The following is an 11,073-nucleotide window of genomic DNA, read 5'->3' as shown; positions in this document are numbered from 1 at the left end:
GCCCCGCAGTCGCGAACGAAAGGTCGGACCGGTGAGCGACGCCGCGTTCTTCGTCGACTCGTGGGATCCGGCGTACGGTGCGTCGTTCGAGGCGTCCGCGTCCGGGCCGGCGACGCCGAGCAGCGCGCAGGTCGACGCCGACGTGGAGCTGCCGGCCGTCGACTGGCGGGCGATCGGGGTACGCGCGGACGTGCGGGCCCCGGACGTGGTGCTGCTTGTCGACGGGGTCCGCCGGATCGACGCGAGCATCTGGACGGCCGAGGCGGACGGCGGTTCCTTCCCGGGGCTGGCGGCGTCGTACGCGGCCGGGGTGGTCCGCTGTGACCTCGGTCGGGGTGCGGCCCAGTTGGCCGGCACGCAGGTGGGCCGGGGCCTGTTCACGGCGAGCCCGTCGGCGCAGGACGTGGTGGCGGGCGCGATCCGCTACCCGGTGCACCGGGTGGGCGGCACCGGCGAGTTGGCGAAGCTGCCGGCGGCGGTGCAGGGTCCGTTGACCGCGCTGGAGGTGGCGGTGTCCGACGCCGCCCGGGTCGACGGTGACCTGTTGGTGGTGGACGGCCCGTTGCGTAGTCGCCGCCAGTTGCCGCGCACGCTCGGCTACATCAAGACCCAGCACAGCCAGTACCTGGACGCCCGGCTGACGGCGGTGGTGACGTCTCTGGCGTCCGGTCAGCGGTCACCGGTGTTCCGGCTCGGCACGGCGTGGGGCGGGTGGTCGTGGTATTTGCGGCTGCCGGTGGCCGTGGGTGCGCCGTGGGCCGGGATCGTCCGGGTGGAGTGCTCCGCCGACCTGCCCGTCGAGGCGGCGATCGACCTGGCCGACCTGTCGTTGGTCACGCTGCCCCGCTTCGCGTCGACTCCGTACAAGGATCCGCGGGCGCCGCAGAACCTCATTCCGATCGCCGGTCTGGAGCGCCGCCTGCGGGCGTTGCTCGGTGATTCCCGTCTGCTGCACCGCGCGTTGACCACCGCGGCGCGCGTCGGCCGCTGAGCGGGGGCCGGTCGCGGTGGGACGCAAACGGGCGGATGACCGGGTGGTCGAGCAGGTGGACACCGGGCTGGCCGAGCTGGTGCCGTCGCCGGACCGGGCCGGTTCGTGGACGCTGCTGTTGGACGGGGCACCGCAGTCGCACGTGGACCTGACCGATCCCACGCATCTGGAGTTCGAGTACGTCCGGCGGCTGGCCGCCGCACTGGACCTGGTGGCGCCGCCCGGTGAGCCCCTGCGGGTGCTGCACCTGGGCGGTGGGGCGCTGACCCTGCCCCGCTACGTGTCGGCCACCCGGCCCGGGTCCACCCAGCGGGTGTCCGAGGTGGACGGCGCTCTGGTGGAGCTGGTGCGCCGCGCCTTGCCCTGGCCGGCGGACACCCGGCTGCGGGTCCGCGTGCAGGACGCGCGGGCGGTGCTGGCCTCGACACGGGACGCCAGCTACGACGTGGTGGTCGCCGACGTCTTCGCCGGTGCCCGCACGCCGGCGCATCTCACGTCGGTGGAGTACGCCGCCGAGGTGGCGCGGGTGCTCCGCCCGGCCGGCTGGTTGCTGGCGAATCTGGCCGACGGCCCGCCGCTGCGGTACGCCCGTTCCCAGGTCGCCACGGTGCGCTCGGTGCTGCCGCAGGCGTGCGTGGTCGGTGACGCGGCGGTGCTGCGCGGTCGCCGGTACGGCAATCTGGTGTTGGTCGCCGGGCGGACGACTCCCCCGGTGCCCGCGTTGACCCGGCGGGCGGCCGGGGACTGGTTCCCCGGGCGGGTCGTGGCCGGCGACGAGTTGGACCGTTTCGTCGGTGGCGCGGCGGTGGTGCGCGACGCGGACGCCACCGGCTCGGATCCGCCTCCGCCGGGGTTGTTCTCCGTCCGCCGCTGACGGGCCGCTCCGAGTCCGCCGACCGCTCCGTCGAACTTTTTTCGCGGTTTGTTGATCCGCTCGGGGCGGCGCTGCGTACCACCGGGCGGCCCGCCTTGTGGGGGCGGCGTTGGTAACGGACATCCCGGAGGTCTGCATGCATGCGGTGGCGGCCGGTTGGCACGGCGACGCGGTTCGCGCAGACTGGTTGTCCGCGCGGTCGTCGTCGCGGCCGACCTCGTCTGCCCGGGGGGTCGACGCCCGAGCCACGTCTCGCCAAAATGGTCCGGTGACGCCCCGACCGGCGCCCGGGCGCCACCAGGCGACGACAACCGAGGCGAACCACTCCGACCAGTTGATCCGGCTGCTCTACGCCGAGCACGCCGGCCCGTTGCTGATGTTCGTCATGCGGCTCACCGGGGGGGACCGGCAGCGCGCGGAGGACATCGTGCAGGAGACGCTGCTGCGGGCCTGGCGTAACGCGCACCGTCTCGGCGCGCAGGGGCAGGGTTCGCTGCGGCCGTGGCTGGTCACGGTGGCCCGTCGGATCGCCATCGACGAGCACCGCAGCCAGGAGGCCCGGCCGCCGGAGACGTACGACCGGGACCTGACCGCGTTCGCCGAGGCGGACAGCACCGACCGGGTGCTGCGCACGATGACGGTGGCGGACGCGCTGCGTACGCTGAGTCAGTCGCATCGGGAGATCCTGATCGCGACGTACTTCCGGGGGCGGACGGTGCCGGAGGCCGCCGAGGAGTTGGGGCTTCCGCTGGGCACCGCCAAGTCGCGGGTCTACTACGCGCTGCGCGCGCTGCGCACGGCTCTGCAGGAGCGGGGGGTGACAGAATGAGCCGGCCAGACCACATGGACGTCGCCGCGTACGCGCTCGGCGTGCTCGACGAGCAGGACACCGAGCGGTTCGAGGAGCATCTCGCCGCGTGCTGGGCGTGCGCGGCCGAGCTGGAGACGATGGTGCCGGTGGTGGGGCTGCTCTCCGGCATCGACGGCGAGACGATGATGGCGCTGGAGCAGACCGCCACCGATCCGGCGCTGCTGGACCGGACGTTGGTAGCGGTCCGGGCCGACCGTCGGCGTACCCGGTTTCGTCAGCTGCTCGCGACCGCCGCGGCGGTGGTGGTCTTCGGCGGGTTGACGGGTTACGGGTTCGTGAGTGTGGCCGGGGACGAGGCGCCGGGGATTCTCGCGGATCCGACGACGAGCGCCGCCGCCAACGACCCGCCGACGAGCGCGCCGACCGCGCCGCCGAGCGGCCCGGGTGTCGGCGGCACCGAGGAGGAGGGCGACCAGGTCGACGCCACGGACCCGACGACGGGCGTGCAGACGACGATGTTCCTGGTCGAGCGGGAGTACGGCACCCGCATCAACTTCAGCCTGCGGAAACTGCCCGGCCCGCGTGTCTGCCGCTTGATGGTGGTGCGCAAGAACGGCACCACGGAGGTGATTTCGACGTGGTCGGTGCCCGCTGGCGGCTACGGGACGAACAATCGCCCGCAGGGTCTTGAGCTGAGCGCTTCGACGTCCGCGTTGGCGAGTGACATCAAGCAGCTGCAGGTGCAGTCGGTCGACGGCAACGGTGTGGCCAGTCCGCTGGTCACGGTGCCCATGTAAGTCGCGTACCATCCTCGACGCCGGTCATTGTCTCAATGGCCGGCGTCGATCTGTTGTGGAACTGCGGCCCCCGCGTGGAGGGCCATACGGATGGCCGCTCACATCGGTTCAATCCATTCGCGTGAAATTGACCACTGTTACTCCTTCAACCTTGACAGCCTGCCCGCCGTACCTATGGGTGAACTGCCAAGAATGAGGAGGGCACGTGGCACAGATGAAGCGGACCGTCATCGTCGCGAGCGCGATGGTCGCACTAACGGCCTGCGCTCCCGCGGGTTACGACGGGGCGAACTCGAGCGCGGCCGAGCCGGTCGCCGTCGCCGCGGCCGAGCCCACCGCGTCGGCTGAACCCGAGGCGTCGGCATCCGCGGAGGCGCCGGTCGCCGACGCGCCGCCGCCCGCGGACGTCGAGCTGACCGAGCAGTTGATCGGCAAGAAGATCGCCCGGATGGGCAACGTCGTGACCGACCAGGACGGCTGGGTCCTGTACCGCTTCGACAAGGACACCGCCGACCCGCCCGCGTCGAACTGCGTCGACAAGTGCGCGCAGGTGTGGCCGCCGGCGTTGACCGACGGCAACCCGCAGCTCACCGGCCTCTCCGACGACAAGGTCGGCAGCGTCACCCGGCAGGACGGCACCCGACAGCTCACCATCGGCGGCTGGCCGGTGTACCGCTACATCGGCGACAAGAAGCCCGGCCAGTGGAAGGGCCAGGCCGTCGGCGGCACCTGGTTCGTGGTCGACCAGAACGGCAAGAAGAACCTGACCTGCCTGCCCACCTCGACGCCGAAGGCCGTCGCGCCGCCGGCGGCGGACAGCGGGTCGAGCGACGCCGGCGGTTCGGGTTACTCGTACTGATCCCGGTACGCCAGGGCACGGTGGCCGGTCGCAGCCGGGGAGGGCCGCGGCCGGCCACCGCCGTGCCCGGAGCGCGTCGGCGACGGCGGCGACCGGCCCCGCGCCCTGACCTGGCAGAGTGGGAGGGTGACCGAGACCGAGCCCGCCGCGACGAGGGTGCTGCACCCGCCCGTCGGCTACCGGCTGGCCGCGTCGGTCCGCGGCCTGACCTTCAGCCCGTACGACCCGTGCGCGCGCGTCGCCGCCGGCACGTTCTGGTGGGCTACCCGCACCCCGGACGGGCCGGCGACCCTCGCTCTGCGGCCGGCGGGCGGTGAACTGCTCGCCGAGGGTTACGGGCCGGGTGCCGCGCACGTGGTGGAGCGCGCCGACAGGATCGCCGGGCTGCACGACGACCTGAGCGGCTTCGCCGAGTTGGCGTCGACGCACCCGCTCGTCGCCCGGCTGGCCCGGGAGCACCGAGGGCTGCGCATGCCCACCACCGGGCAGGTGTTCCCCCGGCTGCTGCGCGCGGTCTTCGAGCAGAAGGTCACCGGCAAGGAGGCGTACCGGGCGTACGCGGCGACCGTGCGGCACTTCCGGGAGCCGGCCCCCGGCCCGCTGCAACCGCTGCTGCTGCCGCCCGAGGCCGCCGCGGTGGCCGCCACCCCGTACTGGGTGTTCCACCCGTTCGGCGTGGAGCAGCGCCGGGCCGACACGCTGCGTCGCGCCGCCGCGCTCGCCGATCGGCTGGAGCGCTGCGTGGACTCCACCGAGGCCACCCGCCGGCTGACCGCCATCGCGGGCATCGGCCCGTGGACCGCCGCCGAGGTGGTCCGGATCGCCTACGGTGACCCGGACGCGGTAAGCGTCGGCGACTACCACATCCCGAACACGGTGGCCTGGGCGCTCGCCGGCGAACCGAGGGGTGACGACGCTCGGATGCTGGACCTGCTAGAGCCGTTCCGGGGGCATCGCGGTCGGGTGTGTCTGCTGCTGGAGGCCGCCGGCATCCAGGCGCCGAAGTACGGCCCGCGCGCCCCGATCCGCTCGTTCGCCCGCTTCTGACGCCGGCCGGTCACCGTCGCGCGCAGAGCCGGCGCAGAGTGCGACCGAGCCACCAGGCGTACGCGTGCTGCACCGCCTGGACGGCCGGACCGGCGGCGCGGGTGAACCAGCGGTCCGGGAGGCTGAACGCGCGTACCTCGAACCAGACCGCGCCGCTGTCGTCGTGGCCGACCACGAACGCCTCCTCGCCCCGCTCCGGGTGACCGGGGAGGGTGCCGTAGCCGAAGCCGGCGAGCGTGGGCGACTCGTCGCTCCAGACCACCCGGCAGGGCCCCCACACGCGGGCCGACCCGACCCCGAGACCGGCAGTGACCAGCACACCCTCGGTGGCCCGTGCCGCGTCGGTGCGCATCCGGACCCCGGCGGCGCGGTGCAGCCGCCAGCTCAGCACCGCCTCGGCCGCAGTCTCGAAACAGCCGGTCGGCAACGGCGTCCGGTGGCGCAGGTGGTGGTATCCGCCGGGCAGCGCGCCCTGCCGGGTCCGTCCCATCTCCGGGTACGTCAGCTCGGCCACCGCTCCCCCTCGTCGTCGCCGGACACGGGCCAGGGTACGGCGGTCGCGATCGGGTCGCCGGTGGACGAGGCGGGCGGCTGTGGTGTGCTGCAAGGATGAGCGTCGAGCCCCGCATCGTCCCGGCCGGTGTCGCGGACGCCGGCGAGATCCTCACCGTGCAGCGCGCCGCGTACCTGACCGAGGCGCAGCACTACGCCGACCCGTTCCTGCCACCGTTGACCGAGACGTTGGACGAGGTCCGGGAGGTGTTGACCGGCCCGACGACGGTCCTCGCCGCCCGGCTGGGGCACCGGCTGGTCGGCTCGGTGCGGGCCCGCCTGGACGGGGACACCGCGCACATCGGGCGTCTGTCGGTCGCACCCGACCAGCAGGGCCAGGGCATCGGCGTTGCGCTGCTCGCCGCGATCGAGGCGGCCTGCCCGGCCGAGGTGGCAGTGTTCACGCTGTTCACCGGCGCGGACAGCACCCGCAATCTGCGGCTCTACCAGCGGCTCGGCTACCGGGTCGTGGCGCACCGCCCGGACCCGAACGGCGTCCTGTTGGCGGTGCTGGAGAAGCCTGTCGTCAGCTCCGCTCAGCTCGGGCCCTGAGTCCGTCGGCCTCCAGCCGGAGGTAGCGCCGCAGCAGACCGCCGTAGAGCAGGCCGATCAGCCCGGCGAGCGGCCCGGCCTGGTCGATGGCCACCTCGACCCGGGTACGCCCGCCGGGCAGCGGCAGCACCCGGTGCTCGCCGCGGGTGCGCACGCCCGGGGTGTCGGAGACCCAGGTGAATTCCCGCCCCTCGGTCAGCTCGGTGACCCGCCACACCGCCGGCCGCAGTTTCGGCTGGGTCAGGCGGGCTGTCGCGCCGACCGCGAGGGGCCCCGACTCACCCCGCTCGGCCCGGCTCACCGAGGCCGTCCACTCTGGCCACCGCGCCACGTCGACAAGCAGCGCCCACACCCGCCCGGCGTCCGCGCCGATCTCCGTGTCCGCTTCGAACCGCATCGCGTCCCCTTCCCGGCGGCGCCGGCCGGCGCCGCCACGTCCTGTCGACGACGCTGCCCGTCGGATCGTGACGGCGGCATCCACCGGCCGGTCCGATCGTCGATCGGGCCGCGGGTCCGCCGGCCGCGCGGGATCAGGCGGCCTCGCGCAGGTCCGCCAGACTCAATGGGGTACGCCGACGCAGCAGCTCCTCCAACTCCGCCACCGACCCGACCTCGCCGAGCACGTTGCGGCCACCGCCGAACCGCTGCGGGTAACGGCGGGTCAGCCGGTAGCGGTAGCGGCCCCGGATCAGCTCCACGCTCACCCGCCACCGCCCGCAGCAGTCACAGACCCACTCGGACACCAGGCGAAACTAGCTCTGACCTGGGGTTATCTGATTCGCCCAGGCAGGACGAGCGGCGCGCGGACGGACACGCCACCGCCGTGCCCACGGTGATCTGCCTCACGACTGTCGGCTCCGTCTGATTGACTGGTCGCCGTGGACCTGCCGATCAACCCGCCCGTCGAGCCGATGCTGGCCAAGAGCGTTTCGAAGCTGCCCACCACCGCCGGCGTGACCTACGAGCCCAAGTGGGACGGGTTCCGGTGCATCGTGTTCCGTGACGGCGACGAGGTCGAGCTGGCCAGTCGGGGCGGCAAGTCGATGACCCGCTACTTCCCCGAGGTGGTCGAGCAGGCCCGCCGTCAGCTGCCCGAGCGGTGCGCCGTCGACGGCGAGCTGATCGTGATCCGGCGGGACGGGCCGTCCGGCCAGCCCCGGCTCGATTTCGAGCTGCTGGCCCAGCGCATCCACCCGGCGGCGTCGCGGGTGAAGCTGCTCGCCGAGACCACTCCCGCCGACTTCGTCGCCTTCGACCTGTTGGCGATCGGTGACGAGGCGCTGCTCGACCAGCCGTACCCGCGCCGCCGGGAGCGTCTGGTCCAGGCGCTGGCCGGGGTGCGCCCGCCGGTGCACGTCACCCAGGTCACGACCGACCCGGAGACCGCGCGCCGCTGGTTCGACGTCTTCGAGGGCGCCGGGCTGGACGGGCTGATCGTCAAGCCGGCCGACCTGCCGTACGAGCCGGGCAAGCGGTTGATGTTCAAGGTCAAGCACTCCCGTACGGCCGACGCGGTGGTCGCCGGCTTCCGCTGGCACAAGTCCGGCCCGGTGGTGGGTTCGCTGCTGCTCGGCCTCTACGACGACGCGGGAGTCCTGCACCACGTCGGGGTGAGCGCGTCGTTCAGCATGGCCCGCCGCGCCGAGTTGCTCGACGAGCTGGCGCCGTACCGGGACATCGGCGACGAGCACCCGTGGGTGCACGGCGACCACGAGCGTGGCCAGCGCATTCCGGGTGGGGTGAGCAGGTGGACCGGCACCAAGAACCTGGAGTGGGAGCCGCTGCGCCCGGAGCTGGTGGTCGAGGTGGGTTACGACGCGATGGAGGGCGAGAGGTTCCGGCACACCGCCCAGCTCGTCCGCTGGCGGCCGGACCGCGACCCCCGCTCCTGCCGCTACGACCAGCTCGACCGTCCGATCCGCTTCGACGTGGACCAGGTGCTGCGCGGCGATCCGGCCGTCACCCTCGATCGGGCCGCCACCGGCCCGGCGTAGCCTGGCCGTCGACCCGACACCGGAGGATCACGTGAGCCGCACCGCCGTCCAGCCTCGGATGACGACCAGTCGCCGGGTCCGTCGCAGCCTCGTCGCCTTCGCCGTGGCGGCGCTGCTCACCGCCGGCTGCACGCTGCCGGCGTTCGCGCCGCGCACCGACGTGGAGGGTGCGGCGGCGCCGGCCGGCTCGTCGGCGACCTGGCGGCCCTGCCCGGAGGCTGCTGAGGACCTGGTCGGGCGGGGCGCTCCGGACATGCGCTACGAGTGTGCCCGGATCACGGTTCCCCGGGACTGGGGCGCCGGCGGCGGGGCGACCGCCGGGCCGGGCGTCGGCGAGACCTTCGAGATCGCCCTGCTGCGGGCCCGGTCCACCAAACAGCGGGACCGGATCGGCTCGCTGGTGGTGAACCCCGGCGGCCCGGGTGGCTCCGGTGTGGACACTGCCGTCTACCTCTCCTTCGGCCCACAGTTCGGTGGGCTGCCCGGCTCGGTCACCGAACGCTTCGACATCGTCGGCTTCGACCCGCGTGGTGTGTCCCGGTCGAGTCCGGTGAAGTGCATCTCCGACGCCGACCTGGACGCCAGCTTCGGCTACGACCCGGATCCGGCGAGCCAGGCGTCGTTCGACGGCTTCGCGGGGCTGAGCCAGCGCATCGGGCGCGGCTGCGGGGACCGCTACGGCGACCAGTTGCCGCTGTACGGCAGCGAGCAGGCCGCCCGGGACATGGACGCGGTGCGCGCGGCGGTGGGCGACGACAAGCTCACCTACCTGGGCTACTCCTACGGCACGCTGCTCGGCGCCATCTACGCCCAGCTCTACCCGCAGCGGGTGCGCGCGCTGGTGCTCGACGGCGCTGTCGACCCCCAGCAGCGGCTGATCGCCGGGTCGGAGAGCCAGGCCCGCGGGTTCGAACGAGCCTTCGACAATTTCACCCGCTGGTGCGCCGCGAACGCCGCCCGCTGCCCGATCGCCCCGGACGCCCGCGCCGCCGTGACCTCGGCCATCGACAAGGCCAAGGTCTCCCCGGTCCGCGGTGACGACGGGCGGGAGGCCACGGCGGGCTGGGTCTTCTACGCGGTCATCTCCTCGCTCTACACGGAGGCCGGCTGGCAGGAGCTGGCCCGGGCCATCGACCGGCTGGCCGAGGGCGACCCGAAGGACGTGTTCCGCCTCGCCGACTCGTACGCCGGCCGGGAGGGCGACGGGCACTACTCGAACCTGTTCGACGCCAACCTCGCCATCAACTGTGCCGACGAGACCGAGAAGCCGAGCCGGGAGCAGATCCGTCAGTTGCAGTCGCAATGGCGGACGAAGTACCCGCTGTTCGGTCCGGCGCTCGCGGTCGGCATGTTGAGCTGCGTCGAGTGGCCGGGTGGTCGGGACCCGTACCCGACGGGTCGGGCCAACGGCGCACCGCCGATCGTGGTGGTCGGCACGACCGGCGACCCCGCCACGCCGTACGAGCAGACCGGCCGCCTCGCCTCGATGCTGGGTGTCGGCCGGGTGCTCACCTGGGAGGGCGAGGGGCACACCGCGTACCCGCAGACCTCCTGCATCACCAAGGCCGTCGACGCGTACCTGCTCGACCTGACCGTGCCCAAGGAAGGGCTGCGCTGCCCGGCCAAGTGACAGCTGTGCCACGCTGACGGCATGACCGACGTGATCTTCCGCGAGGCGGTACGGGCCGACCTGCCCGCCGTCATCTCCCTGCTCGCCGACGACGTCCTGGGCAAGACCCGCGACTTCACCGAGGTCGATGAGGCGTACGAGCGTGCGTTCGCCGACATCAGCGCCGACCCGCGCAACCAGCTGATCGTCGCCGAGCAGGGCGGCGAGCTGGTCGGCTGCCTCCAGATCACCTACATCCCGGGGCTCGGCCGGCACGGCGCCGAACGGTCTCTGATCGAGGCGGTCCGGGTCCGCTCGGACCGACGCGGCCAGGGCCTCGGCCGGGAGTTGATGACCTGGGCCATCGACCAGGCCCGGCAGCGGGGCTGCGCCCTGGTGCAGCTCACCACGGACAAGTCCCGCGCCGACGCGCACCGCTTCTACCTGGGGCTCGGCTTCGTGGCCAGCCACGAGGGCATGAAGCTCCCGCTCTGACGCGACCGGCGCTGTCGGGATGCCGAGTCGTCAGGACGCCGGTCGCGAGCCCGTCAACGTCGCCAGCCCGTCAACGTCGCCAGCGAGTCGACGTCGTCAGCCCGTTGGCCGGCTTCGGCGCGTTGTGGCGTCTCAGGTCCCCAGGGTGCACCTTCGGTCCTGTCGAGCTGCCCCAGATTTGGGGCACGGAACCACGGCGGTGGCGGCGGAAAGGGCCTAGGCCCACACACCGACCGCCCAGCACAGCACCCACACACCCCACCCAGCACGGCGCCCACACAGCCCCACCCAGCACGGGCCCGTACACCCCGCCCGACACAAGACGCGCACTCCTTTCGCGCGACCGCTACACGGGCGACGTCGACCCGGAGGTGGCCGAGACGGCCGGCGCGCTGGTCCCGATGCCCGGCCGCGTCGGCCCAATGGCCCATATCCGGGGCAGCTCGAACGGCCGACGCGCCGACCTCGATACCCAGCCACGCCGGCCCGACG

The 11,073-nt window shown here is 73.1% G+C and carries 13 protein-coding genes and 1 pseudogene; 11 read left to right on the top strand and 3 right to left on the bottom strand.

Going from position 1 to position 11,073, the window contains the following annotated elements:
- Nucleotides 1-31 precede the first annotated feature (31 nt).
- From AB0B97_RS30720 to AB0B97_RS30695, 6 genes are all read left to right on the top strand, one after another.
- Complete coding sequence (locus tag AB0B97_RS30720; protein ID WP_357498602.1) at nucleotides 32-991, top strand: hypothetical protein; 960 nt, start codon at nucleotides 32-34, stop codon at nucleotides 989-991.
- A 16-nt stretch (nucleotides 992-1,007) separates the two neighbouring features.
- Complete coding sequence (locus AB0B97_RS30715; protein WP_357498600.1) at nucleotides 1,008-1,865, top strand: fused MFS/spermidine synthase; 858 nt, start codon at nucleotides 1,008-1,010, stop codon at nucleotides 1,863-1,865.
- A gap of 136 nt (nucleotides 1,866-2,001) precedes the next feature.
- Entirely contained in the window at nucleotides 2,002-2,694 is a 693-nt protein-coding gene (locus tag AB0B97_RS30710; RefSeq protein WP_007457036.1) for a sigma-70 family RNA polymerase sigma factor, read from the top strand.
- Nucleotides 2,691-3,473, top strand: coding sequence for a zf-HC2 domain-containing protein (locus AB0B97_RS30705; protein WP_234589010.1), 783 nt, complete (start codon nucleotides 2,691-2,693; stop codon nucleotides 3,471-3,473). The genes AB0B97_RS30710 and AB0B97_RS30705 overlap by 4 nt, the downstream gene beginning before the upstream one ends.
- A 205-nt stretch (nucleotides 3,474-3,678) precedes the next feature.
- Nucleotides 3,679-4,332, top strand: coding sequence for a hypothetical protein (locus AB0B97_RS30700; protein WP_234589009.1), 654 nt, complete (start codon nucleotides 3,679-3,681; stop codon nucleotides 4,330-4,332).
- 126 nt (nucleotides 4,333-4,458) lie between these two features.
- Nucleotides 4,459-5,379, top strand: coding sequence for a DNA-3-methyladenine glycosylase 2 family protein (locus tag AB0B97_RS30695; protein WP_357498597.1), 921 nt, complete (start codon nucleotides 4,459-4,461; stop codon nucleotides 5,377-5,379).
- Nucleotides 5,380-5,389: 10 nt separating this feature from the next.
- Here AB0B97_RS30695 and AB0B97_RS30690 read toward each other — a convergent pair whose 3' ends face one another.
- The gene (locus tag AB0B97_RS30690; protein ID WP_357498595.1) at nucleotides 5,390-5,893 is read right to left on the bottom strand and encodes a DUF1990 domain-containing protein; all 504 of its coding nucleotides are present in this window, start codon (nucleotides 5,891-5,893) and stop codon (nucleotides 5,390-5,392) included.
- 95 nt (nucleotides 5,894-5,988) lie between these two features.
- Between AB0B97_RS30690 and AB0B97_RS30685 the strand changes: the two genes are divergently transcribed.
- Nucleotides 5,989-6,483 carry a GNAT family N-acetyltransferase gene (locus AB0B97_RS30685; RefSeq protein WP_357498593.1) on the top strand — a complete coding sequence of 165 codons (495 nt, stop codon included), beginning with the start codon at nucleotides 5,989-5,991 and terminating at the stop codon, nucleotides 6,481-6,483.
- Here AB0B97_RS30685 and AB0B97_RS30680 read toward each other — a convergent pair.
- Both AB0B97_RS30680 and AB0B97_RS30675 read right to left on the bottom strand, forming a co-directional pair.
- A complete protein-coding gene (locus tag AB0B97_RS30680; RefSeq protein WP_357498591.1) occupies nucleotides 6,458-6,880 on the bottom strand; it encodes an SRPBCC family protein in 423 nt (140 codons plus the stop codon). The genes AB0B97_RS30685 and AB0B97_RS30680 overlap by 26 nt on opposite strands.
- A gap of 133 nt (nucleotides 6,881-7,013) precedes the next feature.
- Nucleotides 7,014-7,226, bottom strand: a complete 213-nt coding sequence (locus tag AB0B97_RS30675) for a hypothetical protein (protein WP_039905709.1) — start codon at nucleotides 7,224-7,226, stop codon at nucleotides 7,014-7,016.
- A gap of 135 nt (nucleotides 7,227-7,361) precedes the next feature.
- On the opposite strand from AB0B97_RS30675, the gene AB0B97_RS30670 reads away from it, so the two are divergent.
- The 4 genes and pseudogenes from AB0B97_RS30670 to AB0B97_RS30655 all read left to right on the top strand — a co-directional run.
- The gene (locus tag AB0B97_RS30670) at nucleotides 7,362-8,477 is read left to right on the top strand and encodes an ATP-dependent DNA ligase (RefSeq protein WP_357498589.1); all 1,116 of its coding nucleotides are present in this window, start codon (nucleotides 7,362-7,364) and stop codon (nucleotides 8,475-8,477) included.
- 58 nt (nucleotides 8,478-8,535) lie between these two features.
- Complete coding sequence (locus AB0B97_RS30665; protein WP_357498640.1) at nucleotides 8,536-10,107, top strand: alpha/beta hydrolase; 1,572 nt, start codon at nucleotides 8,536-8,538, stop codon at nucleotides 10,105-10,107.
- Nucleotides 10,108-10,128: 21 nt separating this feature from the next.
- Nucleotides 10,129-10,581: a GNAT family N-acetyltransferase gene (locus AB0B97_RS30660; RefSeq protein ID WP_234588999.1), complete on the top strand. Its 453-nt coding sequence runs from the start codon at nucleotides 10,129-10,131 to the stop codon at nucleotides 10,579-10,581.
- A gap of 338 nt (nucleotides 10,582-10,919) precedes the next feature.
- Nucleotides 10,920-11,006: pseudogene (locus AB0B97_RS30655) on the top strand (bifunctional methylenetetrahydrofolate dehydrogenase/methenyltetrahydrofolate cyclohydrolase); the annotation flags it as partial.
- Between the last annotated feature and the right edge of the window lie 67 nt (nucleotides 11,007-11,073).

The organism is Micromonospora sp. NPDC049004 (genome assembly GCF_040649315.1).
In the GTDB taxonomy this organism is placed as follows: Bacteria; Actinomycetota; Actinomycetes; order Mycobacteriales; family Micromonosporaceae; genus Micromonospora.
This window is presented reverse-complemented; position numbering and strand designations above follow the sequence as displayed.